This window comes from Microbacterium sp. OR16 (genome assembly GCF_047306725.1).
GTDB lineage: Bacteria > Actinomycetota > Actinomycetes > Actinomycetales > Microbacteriaceae > Microbacterium.
Genome location: NZ_JAZEXK010000001.1, coordinates 1,057,849 through 1,082,545, shown reverse-complemented (window position 1 = coordinate 1,082,545; position 24,697 = coordinate 1,057,849). Strand labels below are relative to the sequence as shown.

Sequence of the window (24,697 nt, the reverse complement as noted above, 5' to 3'; positions counted from 1 at the left end):
AGACCCAGTCGCATCCTTCAAGAAACTCGGTCGCCGATGTCGCCTCGGCGGTAGACTTCCCTCGATGTTCTACTGGCTGATGAAGTACGTCGCGATCGGTCCGCTGGTCAAGGCGATCTTCCGACCCTGGATCGTGGGGCGTGACAACGTCCCCACCAGCGGCGCGGCCATTCTGGCGAGCAATCATCTGTCCTTCGCCGACTCGATCTTCCTGCCGCTGCTCATCGACCGACCGATGTCGTTCCTCGCCAAGAGCGACTACTTCACCGGGCGGGGTCTGAAGGGGTGGGCGACGCGGGTCTTCATGAAGGGCACCGGGCAGATCCCGATCGACCGCTCCGGAGGAAAGGCATCCGAGGCCTCTCTGAACACCGGCCTGCAGATCCTCGGCCGCGGTGATCTGCTGGGCATCTACCCTGAGGGCACGCGAAGCCCCGACGGACGGCTCTACCGCGGGCGCACGGGCATCGCACGCATGGCGCTGGAGGCGAAGGTCCCGGTCATCCCGGTGGTCATGGTCGACACCGACACGGCGATGCCGATCGGCCAGCGCATCCCGAACATCATGCGCGTCGGCATCGTGATCGGCGAGCCGCTCGACTTCTCACGCTACGAGGGCATGGAGAACGACCGATACATCCTCAGAGCGGTCACCGACGAGATCATGATCGCGCTGCAGCGACTCGGCGCCCAGCGCTACGACGACGTGTACGCGTCCACCGTGAAGGACCGTCTGCCGGCCGGCGCGCCGGGGCGCCCCTGACCGACCGCGCTGCTTCTCCGCGTCGCCCGTCACAGGGCCGATCCGCATGGTCAGCGGACACTAAGCTTGAGCACATGCTTCCCTCGCACCCCGAACTCGACGCGTGGCGATCCCTTCCCATCAAGCAGCAGCCGCAGTGGCCCGATGCAGAGCGTGTCGCCGAGGTGTCGACCCAGCTGGCCGCCCTCCCGCCGCTCGTCTTCGCGGGAGAGGTCGACAACCTCCGCGCGCGGCTCGCCCGTGCGGCGTCCGGTAACGCGTTCCTCCTGCAGGGCGGCGACTGCGCCGAGACCTTCGCGGGGGCGACAGCCGACCAGATCCGCAACCGGATCAAGACGGTGCTGCAGATGGCGGTCGTGCTCACGTACGGGGCGTCGATGCCCGTGGTGAAGATGGGTCGCATGGCCGGCCAGTTCGCCAAGCCGCGCTCCAGCGACACCGAGACCCGCGGTGAAGTGACGCTGCCCGCCTACCGCGGAGACATCGTCAACGGGTACGACTTCACCGAGAACTCGCGTCAGGCCGACCCCGGTCGCCTGCTGCAGGGCTACCACATGGCGGCGTCGACCCTGAATCTGATCCGCGCGTTCACCCAGGGTGGCTTCGCCGACCTGCGCGAGGTGCATTCGTGGAACAAGGGCTTCGCTCAGAACCCTGCCAACCAGCGCTACGAGCGCATGGCGGCCGAGATCGACCGGGCGATCAAGTTCATGGAGGCGGCCGGCGCCGACTTCGAAGAGCTCAAGCGCGTCGAGTTCTTCACCGGCCACGAGGGTCTGCTCATGGACTACGAGAGCCCGATGACCCGCATCGACTCGCGCACGGGAACCCCGTACAACACATCGGCGCACTTCCTGTGGGTGGGCGAGCGCACGCGTGAGCTCGACGGTGCGCATGTCGACTACTTCTCGCGCATCCGCAACCCCATCGGCGTCAAGCTCGGCCCGACGACGACTCCCGAGACCGCGCTCGCGCTGATCGACAAGCTCGACCCGAACCGCGAACCGGGGCGGCTCACCTTCATCACCCGCATGGGTGCGGGGAAGATCAGAGATGCTCTTCCTCCGCTGCTCGAGGCGGTCAAGGACTCCGGCGCCACGCCCCTGTGGGTCACCGACCCCATGCACGGCAACGGGATCACCACGCCCAGCGGTTACAAGACGAGGCGCTTCGACGACGTGGTCGACGAGGTGCGCGGCTTCTTCGAGGCGCACCGTGCCGTGGGCACGTTCCCGGGCGGCATCCACGTCGAGCTCACCGGCGACGACGTCACGGAGTGCCTGGGCGGCTCGGAGCAGATCGACGAGGCCGGCCTGGCGACCCGTTACGAGAGCCTGTGCGACCCGCGTCTCAACCACATGCAGAGCCTCGAGCTCGCGTTCCTCGTAGCCGAGGAGCTCGAGAAGCGCTGAGTCCCTGCCTGAAGAGCGGCCGTCCGGATCACCGGGCGGCCGCTCTCACTGCGTGCCGGCCGGTGTGCGAGCAGACGAAGCCGCTCAGCGGAGCGTCCTCCAGCCGACGAATGCGCTCAGCAGAAGAGAGCTGTCAGCAGAAGAACCCCGGGGTGAGCGTGACCGTCGTGCCGCGGGCGGCGCTGCCGCTCGGGTCGTAGCTGCACACCTTGTAGACGTCCCAGTACTTGCCGCCGAGGGGCAGCCCGATGTCTTCGATGGTGGGGTTCACCTTGAAGCCGGCGCCCTTCAAGGCATCGACAGCCTGGCGCACGGTCTTGCCCTTGACGTCGGGGATGGGCAGCGGCTGCGGACCCTTCGACACCGTCAGCGTCACCGTGTCGCCGGGGCGCCAGGGGCCGCCGTCCGGCCGCTCGGCACTCTGCGAGATGACCGATCCCTTGGCAACCGAATCGCTCCAGTCCTCGGGACGCTGATCAGAGACCTGCAGACGGGCGTCCTCGAGCAGGCGCACCGCCTCGTCGAGCGGGCGGCCGGTGACGTCGGGCACGGCGCCGAGCGAGAGCTGGATGAGCGCCGTGTCGTCTTCGAACACCTCGCAGCCGTCGGCGCAGCCGTATGCGTCGCCCTCGTCGCGCGGCGTGACGCGCACGTTCAGCACCAGCCCCGCGTCGAGCTCGTCGAAGTACTCCTCGACGTCGTCCGACACGTTCACGCGGTTGTCGGCGAGGATGCTGCGCACCTCGTCCGCGCTCTTGCCGCGCAGCGCCGGCAGCTGGTGTCTGGCAGGCCCCGTGGATACGACGAGCGAGACGGTGCTGTCCTTCTCGACGCGATGGCCTTCGCCGGGAGTCGACTCGATCACGAGTCCCGCGTCGACGTCGATCGATGACTGCTCGGCCCTCTCGGGAACCAGGCCCTCCGACGTGACCGCGGCGGCGGCATCCTCGTAGGTCATCCCCGCGACCGCCGGAACGGCGATGAGCGAACCGGGGCCCGACCCGAACCACCATCCGACGCCGCCCGAGAGCACCGCGAGCAGAAGCACCACGGTGAGCAGCGCCGCACCGGTCGAGCGACGGCGCGCCGTGCGCCGACGAAGGCGAGTAGCGTTGTCGACCGGTTCGCCGACCTCCTCGACGGGCGTCGGCAGCAGCGCAGTGCCCGGCAGTATCTTGGTGACCGAACCGGAGTCGTATTCGCGAGCGGGTGCATCGGTCGCGGTCGGTGCGGGCGCGACGCCGATCTCGCGTTCGATCTCCCGCAGACGCGTGAGCATGGCCTTCGCGTCGAGCGGACGGTCGTCGGGTGACTTCTCGGTGGCCCAGAGCACCAGTTCGTCGAGCGGCTCGGGAACTGAGGGGTTGCGCGCGCTCGGCCGCGGCACCTGCTCGGTGGCGTGCTGGAAGGCGATCTGCATCGGCTGCTCGCCCTTGTACGGCTGCTCGCCGACGAGCATCTCGTACAGCATGATGCCGAGGGCGTAGATGTCGCTGCGGGCGTCGGCCGTGCCGCGGGTGACCAGCTCGGGGGCGAGGTAGGCGATGGTGCCGAGCAGCTGGGCGCCGGTGGCGGTGTTCGCCGTCGTCGCCCTCGCCAGTCCGAAGTCGCCGATCTTGATCCGGCCGTCCTCGGCGAGCAGCACGTTCTCGGGCTTCACATCGCGGTGCACGATGCCGGCCGCGTGGGCGGCGGCGAGACCCGACAGGATCGCATCCATGATCGTGATCGTCTGCGTGATCGTGAGCCGCTTCTGCTCTCGCATCAACTCGCGCAGGGTGATTCCGGGGAGGTACTCCATCACCAGGTAGGCGAGCTCGCCGTCCTGGCCCTGGTCGAAGACGTTCACAACGTGCGGATCCGCAAGCCGCGCAGCGGCTCTCGCCTCCTGGATGAAGCGGCTCTGAAACGCCGAGTCGTCGCTGAGATGCGCGTGCATCACCTTGAGCGCGATGCGGCGTTCCAGGCGCATGTCCGTCGCGACGTAGACGGTGGCCATGCCGCCGCGTGCGATCCGTGCGCGAACGCGGTACCTGCCGTCGACAAGCCGCCCGATGAGCGGGTCGGCCTGCGGAGTGTTCACAGGTCGAGTCTATGAAGAACAGGCTGGGTGAACGGGCAACGGCGCACCGCAGACGGGTTTCGATCCGGTGACGATGGGCGCGTCATCGCAGTGCGGCGAGCCACTGGTTCGCCTGCTGCTCCCACATGCCGTAGCGGTCGGGGTACGCCGAGACCTGCACCGCCTGCGCAGCGACCGTGAACGGCATGTCCTGCCAGCCGGGGATGTCGAGCAGTCCTCGGGTCGTGCCGCCGTTGGGGTTCGCTGCCCCGCCGTAGAACGCGCGGATGCTGCGGTCGGCGTCCATGGCCTGCTCAGGTGTGCCCCAGCCCTGGCTCGGGCGCTGCTGGAACAGACCCAGCGAGTCCCGGTCGCCGTGGTCGAGGTTGCGCATCGAGGACTCGACCATCGCGGTGGCCAGCGCGATCGCGATCCCGCGATCGGGAACGCCGAGTTCGCGTCCGATTCGGACGATGTGCGCGGCATGAGCGGTCTGGGTGGCATCCAGCGCTGCCGAGCGCTGCCCGGTCGCCGCCGCCGGTGCAGGCATCGGGGCGGTCAGCCGGAGAGTCTGACCCGGATAGATGATGCTGCCCTCGCCCATGCCGTTCGCCTGCAGCAGGGCGGAGACACTCGTGCCGTGCTTCTCTGCGATCCCGAAGAGGGTGTCACCGGCTGCCACGGTGTGCGAGGCGGGTGCCGCGGCCGGTGGGGCGGTGGGCGCGACGGCGGAGACGGGCGCAGCCACCGGGGCCGCGGTGACGCGCAGCGTCTGCCCGGGGGTGATCATGGCCGAGCCGCCGAGGCCGTTGGTGGTCATGATCGCCGAGACCGTCGTGCCGTACCTCTTCGCGATGGCGAACACGGTGTCGCCGGGGACGACCGTGTGGACGGCGGCCGGGGTGGGAGCCGCCGGAGCCGCCGGGCTCGCCGGTGCGGCCGAGGGTGCGGATGCGGGGGAGAGTCGAAGGGTCTGACCTGGGAAGATCACCGATCGCCAGCCAAGGCCGTTCCACGACAGCAGGTCGGTCGTGGTGACACCGTGACGCGCGGCTATGGACGAGACGGTGTCGCCGGGTCGGATCGTGTACTCGGCGGGCGCAGCGACGGTCGACCCCACGGCGGCGTGCGGGCTGGCGTGCAGGGCGGGACCGCCGCCGGGGAGCGAACGCATGCTCGGCGCGTGAGTCGCGGCGGTCGTCGCGCGGGTCTCCTCCGCGCCGGCCGCGGTCGCAGTCAGCGCTGCCGCCAGAGTGCCGACGACGGCGGCCGGGGCGGTCAGGCGCATCGCCGCACTGCGCTTAGTGGTGGTGTGCATGTCGTCTCTCCCGTTGTCCCCAGGGCGCTCGGTTCCCAGGAGCGCGTCGGTTCACACAAGAAGCTGACACGCGAGTAAACGAATGTCAACAGACGGGAATGATGTGACTGCTGTGATCGATGTGATCGCACCGGCGGTGCCGCGACGCCGACAGGTGCGCGGATGAGATAGTGGAAGGGTGTCTGAGAACGCTGCTGATCCCACTGCCTGGCTGACGATCCCGGAGCTCGCCGAGGCGCTCCACGAGACGCCGGGCCGCGTACGGCGACTGCTCGACGAGCACTACCTGATCGGCTCGCGTCGAAACGGCGCCTTCGCGGTGCCCGCGGTGTTCATCGTCGACGCCCGCCCGCTGCCGTCGCTGCGGGGCACGATCATGGCTCTGCAGGATGCGTCGTTCTCTGACGACGAGATCATCGACTGGCTGCTCGCGGAGGAGGAGACGCTGGGCCGCACGCCGATCGCGGCGCTTCTCGCCGGGCACAAGAGCGAGGTCCGTCGCGTCGCGAGGACACTCGCCTGACGGTCTGACGCGACCGGGCCCGCCGCGGTGCGGATTCAGGCCGAGCGTGCGATCGCGGCCTCGGCCAGCGCCTGCAGCGCCTGAGCCGCCATCTGGTTCAGCTCGGCGTCACGAAGGGCTCGGGCCGCAGTGCCGCTGTAGTCGGCGATCATCTGCTCGACACGCGTCGCGGCCCCGCTCTCGCGGATCAGTCCCTGAAGCTCTGCAACCTCTGCTGCGCTGAGATCGGGGTCGCCGATGCGCTCGTCGAGCAGGGCGCGGGCGTCCGGTGCGAGCGACTCCCGTGCGATCGCGATGAGGGCCGTGCGCTTGCCCTCGCGCAGGTCGTCGCCTGCCGGCTTGCCCGTGACCACGGGGTCGCCGAAGACGCCGAGCATGTCATCGCGCAGCTGGAAGGCCATGCCCACCGGATGCCCGAAGGCCCGCAGCCGTCCGAGCAGCCGTTCGTCAGCACCGCCGAGAGTCGCCCCGAGGAGGATCGGCTGCTCGACGCTGTATCTGGCGGACTTCAGAGCGGCCACGCGCAGCGCGCGTTCGAGAAGGGAGGAGGGCTCGTTGACGCTCCACGCCGACTCCTCGGTCACATCCAGCATCTGACCGACGGTGACATCGCGCCGCATCCGGGCGTACTCGGCGCGCGCGGCGCCGGCGTGCGCGTGCCCGACGAGGCTCTCCTCGAGCAGGTCATCGCTCCAGGCGACGAGAAGGTCGCCGAGAAGCACAGCGGTCGAACGGCCGAAGGCGGCGGCATCGCCGTGCCAGCCGGCATGGCGATGGGCGGCTTCGAGGGCGCGGTGCGATGCCGGGCGGCCACGACGCGTATCGGAGTTGTCGATCAGATCGTCGTGCACGAGCGCCGCCGACTGGAAGATCTCCAGTGCGGCGCCGAGGCCCCAGAGCGCCGGTTCCACCGGCATGCGGTCGCCGGCGGCTGCGAGCCAGCCCGCGTGGGCGAACCGAGCGCGCAGGCGCTTCCCGCCCTGCAGGGTGGCGGCCGCAGCGTTCAGAAACAGCTCGGCATCCGGACCGTACTCCGCGCTTCGCAGGCGCATGCTCTGCACGAAGAGGTCGAGTCTCTCTGCGACGGCGTCGATGACGAGGGAGGATGACACGATTCCCAGCCTAGATGCAGACAATCGGGCGACGCTCGGCTAGCCGACCGCGCCGCGCGCGGGTAGACTTGAGTAACCGAACCGAGGGGGTTGGACATGCCTCTTTCCGAACAAGAGCAGCGCATGCTCGATGAGATGGAACGCCATCTTCTCCAGCACGACGCGGATGTCGTCACGGCGCCGTCCGGCGACCGGGCTCTCAGCTACCGCAATCTGGTCTACGGCGCTCTTCTGCTGCTCGCCGGCATCGGCGGTCTCATCGCCGCCGTCGCAGCGGGGGACAGGCTCGGGGCCGTCGGCAGCATCATCCTCGGTGTCGTCGCCTTCCTGGCGATGCTGGGCGGTGCGATCCTCGCGTTCACACCGGTGCGTCGCACAGCCGCTCCCCACGCACCGTCGAGCCCTCGCAGCGCGAAGACGCGGGACTCCTCCTTCATGGACCGGATGAACGACCGCTGGGATCGGCGCCAGGACGAGCGCTGATCGCCCTCCTCTGAACCACTGAGAGACCCGGATGCCGAGCATCCGGGTTTTTTCATGCCCGCTGGGGCCTCGGGAAGCCGCGGCCCCTCCACCCGTCCTCCACTTCTCCTCCACCCCGCTCCACCCGCGACGTTTCGCGCCATTTCAATGGCTGAGGCCTGAGAACCGTGACGCCTGTTCGGGATCGACCCCGATCTGGCATAGGAAAGTGGAGTGAAGTGGAGTAAAGTGGTGCGCACCTCGAGTTGGCCGGACGCAGAGGGGGTGATGGCCAGTGCTGCTGGGTACCCACACGCCGAAGCTCGACGACAAGGGCCGCGTGATCCTTCCTGCGAAGTTCCGCGAGGACCTCGCCGGCGGCATCGTGGTCACCCGCGGGCAGGAGCGCTGCCTGTACGTCTTCAGCACGGCCGAGTTCGAGGCGAAGCACGAGCGGATCCGCGAAGCGCCCCTCACCGACAAGCAGGCCCGCAGCTTTCTGCGCATGTTCCTCTCCGGCGCCAGCGCCGAGATGCCCGACAGCCAGAACCGCATCACCATCCCCGCCCACCTCAGGCAGTACGCGGGGCTGGAGAAGGAGCTGGTCGTCACCGGCGTCGGCGCCCACGCCGAGATCTGGGACGCCGCAGCCTGGAACGACTACCTCGAGAGCAATGAAGAGTCCTACGCCGATCTGGAACAGGAGGTGATTCCCGGCTTGTTCTGACCACGGCTGTGATGCCTCGCCGCTCCGCCCCGACACACTTCCCCGGTGCCGGGTCGAGCGGAGAGGAATCAGAGCCGGAGGTCACGGGAGAAGATCATGAGCATCCGCGACATCCACACACCCGTGCTGCTGGAGCGCTGCATCGAGCTGCTCGCGCCCGCTCTGCAGCAGGATGGCGCGGTGCTCGTCGACGCCACGCTCGGCATGGGCGGGCACTCCGAGGCGTTCCTCGAGCGCTTCCCCGGCATACGTCTGATCGGACTAGACCGCGACACCGACGCCCTTCGGATCGCGGGCGAGCGGCTGGCGCGCTTCGAAGATCGGGTCACGCTCGTGCACACCGTCTACGACGAGATCGGCCTGCACGCACAGGGCGCCTCGGCGATCCTGTTCGACCTCGGCGTCTCGTCGCTTCAGCTCGATGAGGCCGACCGCGGCTTCGCGTACTCGAAGGATGCGCCGCTCGACATGCGCATGGACCAGACGAGGGGACGCACCGCCGCGACCATCCTCGCCGAGTACAGCGAGGGTCAGCTTCGACGGATCTTCGAGCGGTTCGGCGAGGAGAAGCTCGCCGGACGTTACGCCCGCTTCATCGTCGAGGCGCGCAACGAGCATCCCCTCACCCGATCGGGCGAGCTGGTCGACCTGCTCGTCGCCGCCACGCCGGCCGCGGCGCAGCGCGCCGGCCACCCCGCCAAGCGCGTCTTCCAGGCGCTGCGCATCGAGGTCAACTCCGAGCTGAGCGTGCTCGCCGACGCCATCCCGGCGGCGATGGACGCGCTCACCGTCGGAGGGCGCATCGCGGTCATGGCATACCAGTCGCTCGAGGACCGCCTCGTCAAGCAGGCGTTCTCGGCAGCATCCTCCTCGACCGCGCCCGCCGGTCTTCCCGTCGAGCTTCCCGAGCACGCCCCTCGCTTCCGCACACTCACCAAGGGTGCGGAACTCGCGAGCGACGAAGAGAAGGCGCGCAACCCGCGCGCGATACCCGTGCGGCTGCGCGCCGCTGAGAAGCTGAGGGAGTCGGCATGAGCCTCCAGACCGCGCGCGCCCTGCCGCGCCCCGCACCGGCCCCCCAGGCCGAGCCTCCGCGCCGGCTCGCACCCGTCATCGCACCCGCCCGCAGACGCCGGCCGCGACTCGCGTACGCCGCCCTCGCCGTCGGCGGCGCCCTGGCGATCGGCGCCGCGCAGATGGGCATCTCGCTCGCCACCACGCAGGACGCCTTCGTGCTCGCAGGCCTGAACACCCAGCAGCACGAGCTCGGTCTGCAGAAGCAGGCGCTGCACGAGCAGCTCGTCGGCATCAGCTCGCCTCAGTCGCTGGCGAAGAAGGCGGATGCCTTGGGCCTCGTCGTCGCCGGATCGGCTTCGTACCTGCGCCTGAGCGACGGGCAGGTGCTCGGTGCCGGAGACAGCGCGAGCTGGGCATCCACCGTCAACCCCAACGGGGGGACCGCGGTCGGCAACGCCCTGCTCGCACCCCCGCCGGCACCGCCCGGCTCCGACACCGTGCCGGTGCTGGATGACGGCGCCGACGCCGCAGCCGCCGTTCCGCCCGAGCCCGCCGCCCCTCCGGTCGTCACAGACGGCCTTCCCACCCCCGTCACCCGATAACACACCGCACGGAGACGCGCATGACGACTCGAGCCACTCGTTCACAGCGGCGACGCACAGTCGTCGCCCTCGCGGTGATCCTCACGGTGCTCGGCGCCTTCGTGTTCCGTCTCGTCGACATCCAGGTGGTGCACGCCGACGACCACGTCGCCGACGGCGTGAACACGGGGAACCTCGGCTCGACCCAGGTGATCGCCGGCGCGCGAGGCGACATCACCGACGCCGACGGCACCGTGCTCGCCTCGAGCGTGACGGTGTACGACGCCGAGCTCTCTCCTCAGCTGATCCGGCAGTTCGAAGAGCAGACCGACAAGCGCAAGAAGCCGAAGCTCGCGTGGGACGAGGCCAGTGAGCGCATCGCCCGCATCGCCGGTGTCAGCGCCGATGGTCTGCGCACCAGCCTCGCCGACAAGCTCGCCGAGGATCCGGATTCGCAGTATCTCCCGCTCGCCAGCGGGCTGAGCACCGAGCAGTATCTCGAGCTGCGCTCGCTCAAGGCCGATCAGGGGCTCGCGTACATCGCGATGAAGCCGCGTTCGGTGCGGGTGTACCCGAACGGCGCGGTGGCGGGCAGCGCGCTCGGCTTCCTCGACGGATCGGGTACCGCGCAGTACGGCGTGGAGCGCATCGCAGACCAGTGCCTCACGCCCGAGAACGGCGAGATGACTTACCTCAGCGGTCAGGGCGGCGTGAAGATCCCGGGCAGCGAGCAGATCACCCCCGCCGTCGACGGCGGGACGGTGGAGCTGACCATCGACAGCGACCTGAACTGGTATCTGCAGCAGATGCTCGCCGAAGAGGTGCAGAAGCAGGGCGCGCAGAGCGGCACCGTCACCGTCGTGGAGGTGAAGACCGGCAAGATCCGCGCGATGGCCGAGGCGCCCACCGTGGACCCCAACGACGTCGACGGCGTGCCGTCGAACCTGTGGAAGTCGCAGATCTTCACCCACACCTACGAGCCGGGTTCGACGTTCAAGCCGATCACCGCAGCGACGCTGCTGGAGGAGAAGGCGGTCACGCCCGAGACCACCGTCTCGGCGGAGAGCCGGGAGCGCTTCCCCAACGGCGCCAACGTCGGCGACGCGTTCTCGCACCCGCGATACGACTACACGCTCGCCGGCGCCCTCATCGACTCATCGAACGTGGCGCTGTCGAAGTTCGGCACGATGGTCTCGCCCGAGACGCGCTACGAGTACCTGAAGAAGTTCGGCGTAGGCGAGAAGACCGACATGCGCTGGCCCGCGGAGGAGCCGGGCGGGGTCGCGCCGCCCGAGAACTGGGACAACCAGACCCTGTACACGACGACGTTCGGTCAGGCGTTCACCGTGACGCCGGCCCAGGTGGTGAGCGCATACCAGACCCTCGCGAACAACGGGGAGCGGATCGGCCTGAGCCTGATCGAGTCCTGCACCGACAGCGACGGCACGGTGCACAAGACCCGCACCGAGCGCGAACAGGTCGTCTCGGCCGACACCTCCTCGCAGGTGCGACGCATGCTCGAGAACGTGGCCGTGCAGGGCGGTCTGGCCGATGCGATCGCCGTTCCCGGCTACCGGATCGGCTCCAAGACGGGCACCGCGCAGACTCCGGATGGACACGGCGGGTACAAGGCCGGCGTATACGAGACGAGCATCATCGGAGTGGCTCCGATCGAGGATCCGCAGTACGTCGTGATGGTCACCCTCGACGAGCCGACTAGGATTACATCATCCGCGGCCACCGCGCCTGCTCTGCAGAAGGCGCTCACCCAGGTGCTCAAGACCTACCGCGTCGCTCCCTCTTCGCAGCCCATGGACGAGCTGCTCCCGAAATTCGACTAGCCGGCGTTCCGCCGCGCAAGGAGATGCCACATGATCGCCCTTCCGCTCGGCGAGATCGCCGAGATCCTCCGAGGCGAGCTGCGCCTGCACGCCGACGACACGGCTGACACCGTCGTCGACGGAATCGTCGACACCGACTCCAGGGAGATGGTCCCCGGGGCCGTCTTCGTCGCCAAGCCCGGCGAGACCACCGACGGCCATCGCTTCGTGCCGGCCGCCGCGGATGCCGGCGCCGTGCTCGCCATCGTGGAGCGGCCCGTCGATGCCCCGATCTCGCAGATCGTCGTCGCCGACGCGGTCACCGCCCTCGCCGACCTCGCGCGGGAGGTGGTCGCGCGCGTGCGCGCCGCGGGACGCCTGCGCATCGTGGGCATCACCGGGTCGAACGGCAAGACGACGACGAAGAACTTCCTCGCGCGCATCCTCTCCGACGAGGGCGAGACGGTCGCTCCCGTGCGCTCGTACAACAACGAGGTCGGCGCGCCGCTGACGATGCTGCGAGTGACGCCGGCGACCCGGTACCTGGTCAGCGAGTTCGGCGCCGCAGGCCGCGGCAGCATCGCCCGCCTCGCCGGTCTCGTCGAGCCGGACGTGTCCGTCGTGCTGATGGTCGGCCTCGCCCACGCCGGAGGCTTCGGCGGCATCGAGCAGACCGCGCTCGCGAAGTCGGAGCTGGTGTCCGCGGCGCGCGCCGACGGCACCGCCGTGCTCAACGTCGACGACCCGCGGGTCTGGGCGATGCGCCGCATCGCCGAGGAGCGGGGCATGTCGGTGGTCGGGTTCGGTCAGCATCCGGATGCCGAGGTGCGCGCCGACCGCATCGAGGTGACGCCCGACGGCACGACGGCAGTCATCATCGCCCACGGCGAGGAGACCCCGCTGCGGCTGCAGGTGCTCGGGGCCCACCATGTGCACAACGCGCTGGCCGCGATCTCCGCGGCCAGGGTGCTCGGCGTGCCGGTCAGCGCATCGATCAGCCGTCTGGAGACCGTGCAGATCGCCGAGCGCTGGCGCATGCAGCCGATGGGCTCGGACCGCGTGCGCATCATCAACGACGCCTACAACGCGAGCCCCGATTCGATGGCCGCGGCTCTGCGAACCCTCGCCCAGATCTCCGGCCCCGGCGAGCGGACCGTCGCCGTGCTCGGCGCGATGAGCGAACTCGGCGAGACGGCGGGGGAGGAGCACGATCGCATCGGGCTGCTCGCCGTGCGGCTGAACATCCAGCGCATCGTCGTCGTCGGGCCTGATGCGAGGCGTCTGTATCTCGCCGCAGTCGGCGAGGGCTCGTGGGACGGCGAGGCCGTGCACCTGCCCGATCAGGACGCTGCTTTCGAGTATCTCAAGGGCGAGCTGCGCGACGGGGACCGGGTGCTCGTCAAGTCGTCCAACTCCGCAGGGCTCCGGCACCTCGGCGATCGTCTGGGAGAATCGTTCTCGTGAGGTCTTTGCTGATGGCGACCGCGATATCGCTCGCCTTCTCTCTCTTCCTGACCCCGGTCTTCCTCAAGGTGTTCCGCCGGATCGGCTGGGGCCAGGTCATCCGCACCCCTGAGGACATCGCCAACCCCAGCCACGAGGCCAAGCGGGGCACGCCCACGATGGGCGGCGTGATCTTCATCGTCGGCACGATCGTCGGATACTTCGCCGGCAGCTACTTCGGCGGCACGACGCCCGCTCTGTCGGCCATCCTCGTGCTGTGGCTCATGGTCGGCTTCGGCATCGTCGGCTTCATCGACGACTACATGAAGGTCCGCAGCCAGCGCAGCCTCGGGCTCTCCGGCTGGCGCAAGGTCGTCGGACAGCTGCTCGTGCTCGTGCCGTTCGGCATCGTGGCCCTGAACTTCCCGAACCGCCTGGGCCAGTACCCGGCGAGCGGGTACGTGTCGCTGTTCCGCGACATCCCGTGGCTCAATCTCTTCGCCTTCGGCGCGGTGCTCGGCTGGATCCTCTATCTGATCTGGGTCGCGGTGATCGGAGTCGCCACCTCGAACAGCGTCAACCTCACCGACGGGCTCGACGGCCTGGCGGCCGGTGCCGGCGTCTTCGTCGTGGGCGCGTACAGTCTCATCGCCTTCTGGCAGTTCAAGCAGTCGTGCGTGGGATCCCTGTTGGCCCAGGCCGGATGCTATGAGGTGCGCGAGCCGCTCAACCTGGCGACGGTCGCCGCCGCGTTCGCGGGCGGTCTGGTCGGTTTCCTGTGGTGGAACGCTCCCAAGGCGAAGGTGTTCATGGGCGATGTCGGATCGATGGCCATCGGCGGCGTCGTCACCGCGATGGCGATCCTCACCCGCACCGAACTGCTGCTGTTCATCATCGCCGGCATCTTCGTGCTCTCGTCGGGCTCGGTCATCCTGCAGCGGCTGTACTTCAAGCTCACCCGGGGCAAGCGGCTGTTCCTGATGAGTCCGTTCCACCACCATCTCGAGATGCGCGGCTGGGCGGAGGTGACGATCGTCGTGCGCCTGTGGATCATCGCGGGGCTCCTGGCGGTGTCGGCGGTCGGGCTCTTCTACGTCGACTGGCTGATCCAGGCATGAGCGCCAGACTCGACTCCCTCACCAGCTGGCGCGCCGATTGGTCAGGGCTCCGCGTCGCGGTGCTCGGTCTGTCGATGACCGGTTTCTCGGCCGCCGACACCCTCACGGAGCTCGGCGCCGACGTCCTCGTGCTCTCCGAGAGCGCATCGGAGGAGTACGCCCGGCTCGTGCCCGTGATCGGCGCGCGCCTCGAGCTCGACCCGCTCTCCGAGGTGCCCACGGCGCTCAGCGATTTCGCTCCCGACGTCGTCGTCGCGTCCCCCGGCTTCCCGCCTTCGCATCCGGTCATCCGCTGGGCGCAGCAGAACGACATCGCGCTCTGGGGCGATGTCGAGCTCGCCTGGAGGGTGCGCGACAAGGTGTTGCGAGCAGACGGGACGCCCGCCGAGTGGGTGCTGATCACCGGCACGAACGGCAAGACCACGACCACGCAGCTCACCGCGACGCTGCTGCAGGCCGGCGGGCTGCGTGCTGCGCCCTGCGGCAACATCGGGATTCCCGTGCTCGACGCCGTGCGCGATCCCGGCGGCTTCGACGTGCTGGTCGTCGAGCTGTCCAGCCACCAGCTGTGGTACATCGGTCAGTCCGCAGCAGCCGGACAGCTCGTGCCGCACGCCGCCGTCTGCCTGAACCTCGCCGACGATCACCTCGTCTGGCACGGCAGCGCCGACGCTTATCGCGAGGCGAAGTCGTTCGTCTACCGGCACACGAAAGTGGCCTGCGTCTACAACAAGGCGGATGCCGCGACCATGCGCATGGTCGAGGAGGCGGACGTCACCGAAGGGGCCAGGGCGATCGGCTTCGATCTGGGGACTCCAGGACCGAGCGACCTCGGCATCGTCGACGGGATCCTCGTCGATCGGGCGTTCCATGACGACCGTCGCCACAGCGCCCTCGAGCTGACGACCGTGGCCGAGCTGCGAGCGGTCGGCCTCGACGCGCCGCACATCGTGCAGAACATCCTCGCGGCGGCCGCTCTGGCCCGATCGCTCGGAGTCGCCCCCGCCGACATCCACGACGCCCTGCAGGGCTTCGCGCTCGACGCGCACCGCATTCAGATGGTCGCCGAGCACCGTGGCATCCGCTGGATAGACGACTCGAAGGCGACCAATCCACACGCCGCGGCGTCTTCGCTGCGCGCCTATCCGGGGGCGGTCTGGATCGTCGGCGGCGATCTGAAGGGCGTCGACCTGGCTGACCTCGTCGCCGGCGCAGGCCGCACGGCCGCCGCGGCGATCGTCATCGGCGTCGAGCGCACACCCGTTCTCGCGGCATTCGAGCGACACGCATCCGAGGTGCCCGTCTTCGAGGTCCTCCCCGGCGAGACTGGTGAGGTCATGGATCGCGTCGTGGAACTGGCGACCGGGATCATCGATGGCGAGGGGACGGTGCTGCTGGCCCCCGCCGCGGCGTCCTTCGATCAGTTCTCCAGCTATGCGGACCGAGGAGAGCGCTTCGCACAGGCGGTGCGCGCATGGATCGAGCGATCCGGATCGTAGACGGAGAGGGCGGATGACGCAGACCACCAGCCCTCCGCGCGCAGGCGATCGCGGTCTCGCCGCCCGAGTCTCTCTCGGCAGGCTCTTCACCCCGCCGACGACCGAGTTCGTCCTCATAGCCTCGACGGCGCTCGTGCTGACCGTCTTCGGGTGGGTCATGGTCCTCTCGGCCACCAGCGCGAGGGCCGACCCCTGGGAGGGCGCGTTCAAGCAGGGTGTCTTCGCAGCCCTCGGCATCCCGCTGATGCTGCTCGTCAGCCGGATCCCGGTCGCCTTCCTCGGCCGGATCGCCTGGCCCGCGCTGATCGGCGCCACCGCCCTTCAGCTGCTCGTGTTCGTTCCGGGGCTGCGCGTGTCTTCCTACGGCAACACGAACTGGGTGAACATCGCGGGGTTCCAGCTGCAGCCCTCCGAGTTCCTCAAGCTCGCCCTCGCCCTGTGGATCGCGTTCGTGCTGCTGCGCAAGCGCGCGCGTCTGGGCATCTGGCACCACGTGTTCATCCCGGTGGTGCCCGTGTCGATCATGGCCATCGGCACGGTGATCGGAGGTGAGGACCTCGGCACCGCCATGGTGCTTGTGCTGATCGTGCTCGGCGCCCTGTTCTTCGCCGGGGTCAAGCTGCGGCTGTTCATCCTCCCGCTCGTCGGCGGCATCGTGGCCGTGCTCGGCTACGCCCTCACGAGCGACAACCGGATGAAGCGCATCCTCTCGGCATTCAACCCCGAGTCCTGCGACCCCACCAGGGAGTGCTATCAGGCGGTGCACGGCATGTGGGGGATGGCCAACGGCGGCATCTTCGGCGTGGGCCTCGGCAACTCGCAGGAGAAGTACGGCTGGCTTCCCGCCGCCGAGAACGACTACATCTTCGCGATCGTCGGCGAAGAGCTCGGGCTGATCGGCTGCGTCCTCGTGCTCGCCCTGCTCGCCGTCTTCGCGGTCGGCGTCTTCCGCATCGTGCGCCGCACCACCGATCCCTTCGCGCGAGTCGCCGCAGGCGGGATCGGCGTGTGGATCCTGGGGCAGGCCCTCATCAACATCGGCGTCGTGCTGCGCGTGTTCCCGGTGATGGGCGTGCCGCTGCCGTTCATGTCACAGGGCGGCAGTGCGCTCATCTCGGTGCTCGCGGCGTGCGGTGTGCTGCTGGCCTTCGCCCGAACGCTGCCGCCCACCGTCGCCGGCGACGCCGCTCAGCCTGCTCGCGGAGGTATCGCGACCACTCGGGGTAGGGTCGCGAGGTGACTTCGTACCTCCTCGCCGGCGGCGGCACCGCCGGCCATGTCAATCCGCTGCTCGCCGTCGCCGACATGCTGCGCGATCGCAGAGACGGCGACGTGCTGGTGCTCGGCACGAAGGAGGGACTCGAGGCGCGTCTCGTCCCGGAGCGCGGCTACGAGCTGCTCATCGTCGACAAGGTTCCGTTCCCACGCCGACCCGACGGCGCGGCTGTCGTGTTCCCCGCCCGCTTCCAGCGAGCGGTGTCGCAGGTGCGCCGGCACATCCGCAGCCGCGGCGTGGACGTCGTCGTCGGCTTCGGCGGCTATGCGTCGGCGCCGGCCTACGTCGCCGCCCGGCGCGAGCGGGTCCCCTTCGTGGTGCACGAGGCGAACGCCAGGCCCGGACTGGCGAACGTGCTCGGCGCCCGCACCGCGGCAGCGGTCGGCGTCGCCTTCGAGGGCACGCCGCTGAAGCGCGGCGAAGTGGTCGGGATGCCTCTGCGGCGCGAGATCGTCGACCTCGACCGCCAGGCCACGCGTGCCGAGGCCGCGGCCCACTTCGGTCTCGACGCCGATCGGCCGGTTCTGCTCGTCTTCGGCGGCTCGCTCGGAGCGCTGCGACTGAACGAGGCGATCGCCGGATCGTGGGCGGATGTGCTCGCCACCGGCTGGCAGCTGCTGCACGCGACCGGCGAGCGCAGTGATCTGGTCGACCCGCAGGTGCCCGGCTACACGATGCTCCGGTACATCGACCGGATGGACCTCGCCTTCGCGCTGGCCGACCTGATCGTCTCGCGCTCGGGCTCCGCCACCGTCAGCGAGGTCAGCGCCTTGGGCATCCCCGCGCTGTACGTGCCGTATGCAGTCGGCAACGGCGAGCAGCGACTCAACGCCGCATCCGCCGTCGATGCGGGAGCCGCCGTCCTGCTCGACGACGCGACCTTCGACGGCGACGCCGTGCGCGAGAAGATCATCCCGCTGCTCGGCGACCTCTCGCGCATCGACGCGATGGCGGCGGCAGCCGAGCGCATCGGCTCCCGCACCGGCACTGAAGACCTCATCGCGCTGATCGATCGCGCCCTCGCCGAAAAGTAGACTGGGACCGACATGATCAGACCCGACCTCTCCCTCCCGATCCCCGAGACCATCACCTCCGCCCACTTCATCGGCATCGGCGGTTCCGGTATGAGCGGGCTCGCGAAGATGTTCCTCGACGCGGAGATCCGCGTCTCGGGCAGCGACCGAGCCGACAGCGACAACCTGCGCGCTCTCGCGGCAGCGGGAGCGACCGTGCACGTCGGCCACGACGCCGAGCATCTCGGTGACGCCGACACGGTGATCCACACCGGGGCGATCTGGCCCGAGAATCCTGAGTTCGTCACGGCGAAGCATCGCGGCCTGCACGTGATCCACCGATCGCAGGCGCTGCACTGGCTGATCGGCCGTCGGCGTCTCGTCTCCGTCGCCGGAGCGCACGGCAAGACCAGCTCGACCGGCATGCTGGTCACGGCGCTGCAGGCGCTGGGCGCCGACCCGAGCTTCGTCAACGGCGGCGTGATCGAGCAGCTCGGCGTCTCCAGCGGCACCGGCGCGGACGAGATGTTCGTGATCGAGGCCGACGAGTCGGACGGCACATTCCTGCTGTACGACACGGCGATCGCGCTGATCACCAACGTCGATCCCGATCACCTCGACTTCTTCGGCTCGGAGCAGGCGTTCTACGACGCCTTCGTCCGCTTCGGCGACGAAGCCCGCGAGGCCGTGGTCATCTCGAGCGACGATCCGGGAGCCCAGCGCGTGAGGGCCGGCCTCAGCCACGGCACCGTGGTCAGCTTCGGACGCGCAGCGGACGCCGACCTGCGCATCGAGGACATCGACACGACCGGAGGTGCGTCTGCGACCCTCGTGCACGGTGGCGAGACCGTGCGCATGCAGCTGGCCGTTCCCGGTGCGCACAATGCGATCAACGCCGGCGGCATCGTCGCCGTGCTGCTCACGCTCGGCTACGGCCTGGCCGAGGCGGCACGAGCGGTCGAGGGCTTCGCGGGCACCGTGCGCAGGCTCGAGCTGCACGGCGAGGCGCGCGGCGTGCGGGTGTACGACGACTACTCGCACCATCCGACTGAGGTGCGCGCTGCTCTCGAGGCCATGCGCGGTGTCGCAGGATCGGGCCGCCTGATCGCGATCCAGCAGCCGCACACGTACTCGCGCACGCAGCACATGTTCCGGGAGTTCGCAGCCGTGCTCGAGGAGCTCGCCGATCACACGGTCATGCTCGACGTCTACGGCGCGCGCGAGGACCCCGTGCCCGGCGTCACCGGCGAGCTGGTCAGCGGTGCCTTCGCCGATCAGACCAACGTGCACTACGTGCCGGACTGGCAGGAGGCGGCCGACTACACCGCCCGCATCGCCCGCGACGGCGACTGCGTCGTGACCCTCGGCTGCGGAAACGTCTACCAGATCATCCCGCAGGTGCTCGACGCGCTGCGCCGCCCCGTCGAGGACTGAGATGAGGCGCCCGGCACCGCTTCCCGCATCGCCCGAGGAGCCGACCTCGGGCGACGTCGCGGAGGGCTCCCCGTCCGCGCCTCGCCGTCGCCTGCAGCGCTTCGGCGACGCGGGGAAGCGGTATGCCGGAGGCAGGGACGCCGGGGCGCCGGATGCCGAGGTCGCGGATGCCGGGCATCCGGAGGTGGACGCCGGTCTCGGCGCACACGCGGGCGCCGAGCCGGACGGATACTCCGTCACCGCGGTGATCGCGGAGGAGGATCAGGATGCCGTGCGCTCCGCGATGCGCAGCAGCGAGGTGTGGCGCGCCGCGCGCGCCCGCCGGAAGGCGCTGCGCGCCGAGATCCGGCGCTTCACTCAGCGCTCCCGCCGGAGACGTCTCGTCGTGTGGGGGTCGACGGGTGCTCTCGTCGCTCTCGTGCTCGGCAGCGTGATCGCCGCGTACAGTCCGCTCTTCGCGGTGGAGAAGATCACCGTCGCGGGTGCGACGAGCATCGACCCGGCCGTCGTGCAGCAGTCGCTGGCCGACCAGATCGGCGCACCGCTCGCGCTGGTCGACGCCGGTCGCGTCAAGTCGGCGCTGGCCGAGTTCCCGATCATCGAGTCCTACGCTCTGGAGGTGCGACCACCGCGCGAGCTGCTCGTGCGCATCGTCGAGCGCACGCCGGTGGGAGCGATCCGGGACGGCGACGTGTACTCGGTGGTCGACGCCGCCGGTGTGGTGCTCTCATCGAGCCGGGAGCGACCAGCGGGCGCACCCGAGCTCGACATCACGGATGGTCTCGGCTCGACCGCGTTCCACAGCGCGGGGCTCGTGATGCGCTCGCTTCCGGCCGACCTGCGCGCGACGGTGACGCAGGTGCGGGCGACCTCCGGCGATGATGTGACGCTGATCCTCGCCGATGGCAAGACGGTGGTGTGGGGGAGCGAGAAGGACTCCTCCCGCAAGGCCGCAGTGCTGGTGCGGCTGATCGCCGCAGCGCCGCAGTCGAGCACCTTCGACGTGTCGTCTCCGACCGTTCCGGTCGTGGGCTGAGAGCAGATCACGGCGACACGCCGTGTCGGTGCGCGCGCACGCCGGTGTTGCGCATACCGTCGTTGACGAGAACGCAATACCGGGAAATAGTTTAACCCTCTCGTTGAGGTTTAAGGTTTATCCCTCGTCAGGCTCGAATAACGGAGGCCGGCCATGAGCCAGAACCAGAACTACCTCGCCGTGATCAAGGTCGTCGGCGTCGGCGGTGGCGGCGTCAACGCCGTGAACCGCATGATCGAGCTCGGACTCCGCGGAGTCGAGTTCATCGCCGTCAACACCGACGCGCAGGCGCTGCTGATGAGCGACGCCGACGTCAAGCTCGACGTGGGCCGCGAGCTCACCCGAGGACTCGGCGCCGGGGCCGACCCCGAGGTCGGTCGTCGGGCTGCCGAAGACCACGCCGAAGAGATCGAGCAGGCGCTCACCGGCGCAGACATGGTCTTCGTCACCGCCGGTGAGGGCGGCGGCACCGGAACGGGCGGCGCGCCCGTGGTCGCGCGGATCGCGAAGTCGATCGGCGCGCTGACCATCGGTGTGGTGACCAAGCCGTTCTCGTTCGAGGGCCGTCGCCGCCAGAGCCAGGCCGAGGCAGGCGTCGCGAAGCTGAAGGAAGAGGTCGACACCCTCATCGTGGTGCCGAACGACCGACTCCTCGAGATCAGCGATCGCGGCATCTCCATGATCGAGGCCTTCGCGACGGCCGACCAGGTGCTCCTCGCCGGTGTGCAGGGCATCACCGACCTGATCACCACCCCCGGCCTCATCAACCTCGACTTCGCCGACGTGAAGTCGGTCATGCAGGGGGCTGGCTCCGCGCTCATGGGAATCGGATCGGCCCGCGGCGCCGACCGCGCCATCAAGGCCGCCGAGCTGGCCGTCGAGTCACCGCTGCTCGAGGCGTCCATCGAGGGTGCGCACGGCGTGCTGCTCTCGATCCAGGGTGGCTCGAACCTCGGCATCTTCGAGATCCATGACGCCGCCGACCTCGTCAAGGAGGCCGCGCACCCCGAAGCGAACATCATCTTCGGAACGGTCATCGACGACACCCTCGGCGACGAGGTGCGCGTCACCGTGATCGCCGCGGGCTTCGACGGCGGCGAGCCCGCACCGCGACTGGAGCCGATGATCGTCGAGCGCCCTGCGGCGAACCCTCTGCCGGAGGTGCGCCTGGACGAGAAGGCCGCCGAGGAGCGCCCCGAGCCGGCCAAGCCGGCTGCGGCGCCGGCGCCCGTGGCATCCAGCATCGAGCCGGCCTTCTCGGACGACGACATCGACATCCCCGAGTTCCTCAAGTGACGCTCCGCGCGCGGCTGTCGGCGATAGACGAGCGCATCGCCGACGCCGCGCGCCGGGCGGGCCGGGATCCGGGTGAGATCACCCGGATCGTGGTGACGAAGTTCCACCCGGCCTCCCTGGTGCGCGAGCTGCACGAGCTCGGTGTGACGGATGTCGGTGAGAACCGACAGCAGGAGATGACCGCCAAGCGCGACGCCCTCGACGGGCTCGATGTGCGGTGGCACTTCATCGGCCAGGCCCAGACGAACAAGGCCGCCGCCATCCGGCGGGATGCGGACGTGGTGCACTCCGTCGACCGCGTGAAGCTCGCCGATGCGCTGCATCGGTCAGGTGCCGACGGAGACCGCCTGGATGTGCTCGTGCAGGTCAACCTCACCGAGGACGCCGGGCGCGGCGGCAGCGCTCTCGGCGACGCCGAGGCGCTGACCGAGCACGTGCTCGGCCTCCCGTCCCTCCGGCTGCGCGGCGTCATGGCGGTCGCCCCGCTCGATGAGGAGCCTTCTCGAGCCTTCGCTCGGCTGCGCGACGTCGCCGATCGCGTGCGTGCGCTCGCGCCCGGAGCCGACTGGATCTCAGCCGGGATGACCGGAGACTTCGAAGCAGCGATCGACGCAGGCGCGACACACCTGCGGATCGGTTCCGCAATCACAGGACCGCGCCCCGACCGGGGTTAGCCTTTCAACCAGACCAGCCCGAACGTTCGAACCGGAGGACACGATGGGTAACCCGCTGAAGAAGACCATGGTGTATCTCGGCCTCGCCGACGAGGAAGAGGTCTACGAGGAGGAAGCCACGCCGACGCCGGCGCGAGCCTCCCGCGACAAGCATGAGACGCTCGAGCGCGACGAGACCGCGCCCGCGCCCGTCACGCCCCTGCGTCGTCCGACGGCTGTGCGTCAGCCGGCGGCGGGCACGGTCAACGAGATCCTCACCGTGCACCCCAAGCAGTATCGCGACGCGCAGATCATCGCCGAGAACTTCCGCGAGGGCGTGCCGGTGATCATCAACCTTTCGCAGATGAGCGACGCCGACGCGCGCCGTCTCATCGACTTCGCCAGCGGGCTCTCGCTCGGGCTGTATGGTCGCATCGAGCGGGTCACGAGCAAGGTCTTCCTGCTCTCGCCCGAGAACATCGCCGTGTCCGGTCAGGGTGGCCTCGCGCAGGCGGACTCCGCCTCGTTCGACTCCTGATCCGTGGGAGCGATCCTCAGCATCATCGGCGGCATCGCCGAACTGGTGCTGACGCTGTACGTGCTCGTCCTCATCGTGAGGCTCGTGCTCGAGTACATCCCCATGTTCAACAGGTCGTGGCGGCCGAAGGGTGCCGGCCTGGTCGTCGCCGAGCTCGTCTACACCGTCACCGATCCGCCGATCCGCTTCTTCCGCAGGCTGGTCCCGCCGCTGCGCATCGGCTCGATCGCGCTCGATTTCGGGTTCATGCTGACGATGTTCAGCGTGTTCATCCTGATGGCGATCATCCGTGCGCTGACCTGATCGTCTGAGCGACCGCGCATCGCGTCGCCCAGACTGGGGGACTATGCTTGGCTCCCAGACGCGCGCCCCGGGTACGCGTCGAATGAACCACATCGCCGGCTCTCAGCGACTGGCAACCGAACTCATCGAAAGAGGAGCCACCCATGGCACTTACCCCGGATGACGTCGTCCACAAGGAGTTCCAGCACGTCCGATTCAAGGACGGCTTCGACCCCGAAGAGGTCGACGACTACCTCGACGAGATCGTCGTTGAATGGCGCAAGACCATCGAGGAGAACAACGAGCTGAAGGCCAAGCTCGCCGCGTTCGAGTCCGGCGAGAACGCTCCGGCTCCCGCCGCCGCACCGACCCCGGCTCCGGCCGGTGAGGGCTCGCCCGTCGGCACCTCCGCCGGCATCATCGAGCTCGCACAGCGTCTGCACGACGAGCACGTCGCCGAGGGCGAGGCCAAGCGCAAGCAGCTCATCGAAGAGGCCGAGACCGAGGTCGCGCGCATCCGCACCGAAGCCGAGGCGAAGCAGCGCGAGGAGTCGGCACGACTCGAGCGTGAGCGCAACATGCTCGAGGGTCGCATCACCGAACTGCGCGAGTTCGAGCGCGACTACCGCGGCAAGCTCCGCGCGATGATCGAGGGCCAGCTGCGCGACCTCGACCAGAAGTCCTCGACGGATTCGACGCCCGTCTCCGCCATCGGCCTGTAGGTCACTCTTGGCAGGACGTCGTCCCCTTCGTCGGTCGGCGGCCGGCATGATCGTCGCATCTCTCGCGGCGATCGTGCTGGCCGCCGATCAGTTTGTGAAGCACCTCACCATCGAGAACCTGCCCAAGGCGGAGGCGGTTCCGGTGCTGGGGGAGTTCCTTCAGCTGTACTACATCCGCAATTCCGGAGCCGCGTTCTCGATCGGCTCGAGCATGACGTGGATCTTCACCATCGCCATGGCCGTGGTGGTCGGCGTGATCGTCTGGAAGACGTTCGAGGTGCGCTCACGGCTGTGGGCCGTCGTCCTCGGATGTCTGCTCGGCGGCGTTCTCGGCAACCTCGCAGATCGGCTGCTTCGCGAGCCCGGCTTCGCGGTCGGCCACGTCGTCGACATGATCTCGATGCCGTGGATGCTGCCGGCGATCTTCAACGTGGCCGACATCTTCATCGTCTCTGGCATGATCTCCGTCGCGCTGCTCGTCGTCCTCGGCATGCGCCTCGACGGCACGCGAGAGCGGGATCACGCGAAGAGCGCGCAGGACTCGGCTGCGGACGGCCATGAGGACGCGGCGGCGTCCGCGGGGATCTGAC

24 protein-coding genes are annotated in these 24,697 nt (G+C 69.1%); 21 read left to right on the top strand and 3 right to left on the bottom strand.

Going from position 1 to position 24,697, the window contains the following annotated elements:
* The first annotated feature begins 64 nt into the window (after positions 1–64).
* Together V2S05_RS05230 and V2S05_RS05225 are read left to right on the top strand one after the other, a co-directional pair.
* Positions 65–763, top strand: a complete 699-nt coding sequence (locus tag V2S05_RS05230; RefSeq protein ID WP_413634261.1) for a lysophospholipid acyltransferase family protein — start codon at positions 65–67, stop codon at positions 761–763.
* 74 nt (positions 764–837) lie between these two features.
* Entirely contained in the window at positions 838–2,175 is a 1,338-nt protein-coding gene (locus V2S05_RS05225) for a class II 3-deoxy-7-phosphoheptulonate synthase (protein WP_271637324.1), read from the top strand.
* Between the two features lie 133 nt (positions 2,176–2,308).
* Here the strand turns inward: V2S05_RS05225 and pknB are convergent, their stop codons facing one another.
* Positions 2,309–4,258, bottom strand: a complete 1,950-nt coding sequence (pknB, locus tag V2S05_RS05220; protein WP_413634260.1) for a Stk1 family PASTA domain-containing Ser/Thr kinase — start codon at positions 4,256–4,258, stop codon at positions 2,309–2,311.
* A gap of 82 nt (positions 4,259–4,340) precedes the next feature.
* Positions 4,341–5,555, bottom strand: a complete 1,215-nt coding sequence (locus V2S05_RS05215) for a LysM peptidoglycan-binding domain-containing protein (protein WP_413634259.1) — start codon at positions 5,553–5,555, stop codon at positions 4,341–4,343.
* A gap of 178 nt (positions 5,556–5,733) precedes the next feature.
* On the opposite strand from V2S05_RS05215, the gene V2S05_RS05210 reads away from it, so the two are divergent.
* The gene (locus V2S05_RS05210; protein WP_271637327.1) at positions 5,734–6,078 is read left to right on the top strand and encodes an Rv2175c family DNA-binding protein; all 345 of its coding nucleotides are present in this window, start codon (positions 5,734–5,736) and stop codon (positions 6,076–6,078) included.
* Between the two features lie 35 nt (positions 6,079–6,113).
* Here the strand turns inward: V2S05_RS05210 and V2S05_RS05205 are convergent, their stop codons facing one another.
* Positions 6,114–7,190, bottom strand: a complete 1,077-nt coding sequence (locus tag V2S05_RS05205) for a polyprenyl synthetase family protein (RefSeq protein ID WP_413634257.1) — start codon at positions 7,188–7,190, stop codon at positions 6,114–6,116.
* 96 nt (positions 7,191–7,286) lie between these two features.
* Between V2S05_RS05205 and V2S05_RS05200 the strand changes: the two genes are divergently transcribed.
* The 18 genes from V2S05_RS05200 (at position 7,287) to lspA (ending at position 24,696) form a co-directional block, all read left to right on the top strand.
* Positions 7,287–7,673 carry a DUF3040 domain-containing protein gene (locus V2S05_RS05200; RefSeq protein WP_413634256.1) on the top strand — a complete coding sequence of 129 codons (387 nt, stop codon included), beginning with the start codon at positions 7,287–7,289 and terminating at the stop codon, positions 7,671–7,673.
* Between the two features lie 274 nt (positions 7,674–7,947).
* Entirely contained in the window at positions 7,948–8,379 is a 432-nt protein-coding gene (gene mraZ, locus V2S05_RS05195; RefSeq protein ID WP_271637329.1) for a division/cell wall cluster transcriptional repressor MraZ, read from the top strand.
* 96 nt (positions 8,380–8,475) lie between these two features.
* Positions 8,476–9,414, top strand: a complete 939-nt coding sequence (gene rsmH / locus V2S05_RS05190) for a 16S rRNA (cytosine(1402)-N(4))-methyltransferase RsmH (RefSeq protein WP_413634255.1) — start codon at positions 8,476–8,478, stop codon at positions 9,412–9,414.
* Complete coding sequence (locus V2S05_RS05185) at positions 9,411–9,998, top strand: hypothetical protein (RefSeq protein ID WP_413634253.1); 588 nt, start codon at positions 9,411–9,413, stop codon at positions 9,996–9,998. Before rsmH ends, V2S05_RS05185 begins: the two co-directional genes overlap by 4 nt.
* A 20-nt stretch (positions 9,999–10,018) precedes the next feature.
* Positions 10,019–11,818, top strand: a complete 1,800-nt coding sequence (locus V2S05_RS05180; RefSeq protein ID WP_413634251.1) for a peptidoglycan D,D-transpeptidase FtsI family protein — start codon at positions 10,019–10,021, stop codon at positions 11,816–11,818.
* A gap of 30 nt (positions 11,819–11,848) precedes the next feature.
* Positions 11,849–13,261, top strand: a complete 1,413-nt coding sequence (locus V2S05_RS05175; RefSeq protein WP_413634249.1) for a UDP-N-acetylmuramoyl-tripeptide--D-alanyl-D-alanine ligase — start codon at positions 11,849–11,851, stop codon at positions 13,259–13,261.
* The gene (gene mraY / locus V2S05_RS05170) at positions 13,258–14,358 is read left to right on the top strand and encodes a phospho-N-acetylmuramoyl-pentapeptide-transferase (RefSeq protein ID WP_413634248.1); all 1,101 of its coding nucleotides are present in this window, start codon (positions 13,258–13,260) and stop codon (positions 14,356–14,358) included. Before V2S05_RS05175 ends, mraY begins: the two co-directional genes overlap by 4 nt.
* A complete protein-coding gene (gene murD / locus V2S05_RS05165; RefSeq protein ID WP_413634247.1) occupies positions 14,355–15,857 on the top strand; it encodes a UDP-N-acetylmuramoyl-L-alanine--D-glutamate ligase in 1,503 nt (500 codons plus the stop codon). Before mraY ends, murD begins: the two co-directional genes overlap by 4 nt.
* Positions 15,858–15,870: 13 nt before the next feature.
* The gene (locus V2S05_RS05160) at positions 15,871–17,097 is read left to right on the top strand and encodes a putative peptidoglycan glycosyltransferase FtsW (RefSeq protein ID WP_413634245.1); all 1,227 of its coding nucleotides are present in this window, start codon (positions 15,871–15,873) and stop codon (positions 17,095–17,097) included.
* Positions 17,094–18,167 carry a UDP-N-acetylglucosamine--N-acetylmuramyl-(pentapeptide) pyrophosphoryl-undecaprenol N-acetylglucosamine transferase gene (locus tag V2S05_RS05155; protein ID WP_413634243.1) on the top strand — a complete coding sequence of 358 codons (1,074 nt, stop codon included), beginning with the start codon at positions 17,094–17,096 and terminating at the stop codon, positions 18,165–18,167. The genes V2S05_RS05160 and V2S05_RS05155 overlap by 4 nt, the downstream gene beginning before the upstream one ends.
* Positions 18,168–18,179: 12 nt before the next feature.
* Positions 18,180–19,580 (top strand): UDP-N-acetylmuramate--L-alanine ligase, encoded by a 1,401-nt coding sequence (murC, locus tag V2S05_RS05150; protein ID WP_413634242.1) that lies wholly within the window; start codon positions 18,180–18,182, stop codon positions 19,578–19,580.
* Between the two features lies 1 nt (position 19,581).
* Positions 19,582–20,616, top strand: a complete 1,035-nt coding sequence (locus V2S05_RS05145) for an FtsQ-type POTRA domain-containing protein (protein ID WP_413634240.1) — start codon at positions 19,582–19,584, stop codon at positions 20,614–20,616.
* A gap of 153 nt (positions 20,617–20,769) precedes the next feature.
* A complete protein-coding gene (gene ftsZ, locus V2S05_RS05140; protein WP_413634239.1) occupies positions 20,770–21,912 on the top strand; it encodes a cell division protein FtsZ in 1,143 nt (380 codons plus the stop codon).
* Entirely contained in the window at positions 21,909–22,586 is a 678-nt protein-coding gene (locus V2S05_RS05135; RefSeq protein ID WP_413634238.1) for a YggS family pyridoxal phosphate-dependent enzyme, read from the top strand. The genes ftsZ and V2S05_RS05135 overlap by 4 nt, the downstream gene beginning before the upstream one ends.
* A 43-nt stretch (positions 22,587–22,629) precedes the next feature.
* Entirely contained in the window at positions 22,630–23,103 is a 474-nt protein-coding gene (locus V2S05_RS05130; protein ID WP_413634236.1) for a cell division protein SepF, read from the top strand.
* Between the two features lie 3 nt (positions 23,104–23,106).
* The gene (locus V2S05_RS05125; RefSeq protein WP_271637343.1) at positions 23,107–23,406 is read left to right on the top strand and encodes a YggT family protein; all 300 of its coding nucleotides are present in this window, start codon (positions 23,107–23,109) and stop codon (positions 23,404–23,406) included.
* 143 nt (positions 23,407–23,549) lie between these two features.
* Positions 23,550–24,107, top strand: coding sequence for a DivIVA domain-containing protein (locus V2S05_RS05120; protein WP_271637344.1), 558 nt, complete (start codon positions 23,550–23,552; stop codon positions 24,105–24,107).
* A 46-nt stretch (positions 24,108–24,153) separates the two neighbouring features.
* Positions 24,154–24,696: a signal peptidase II gene (gene lspA / locus V2S05_RS05115; protein ID WP_413634235.1), complete on the top strand. Its 543-nt coding sequence runs from the start codon at positions 24,154–24,156 to the stop codon at positions 24,694–24,696.
* The last annotated feature ends 1 nt before the right edge of the window (position 24,697 follow it).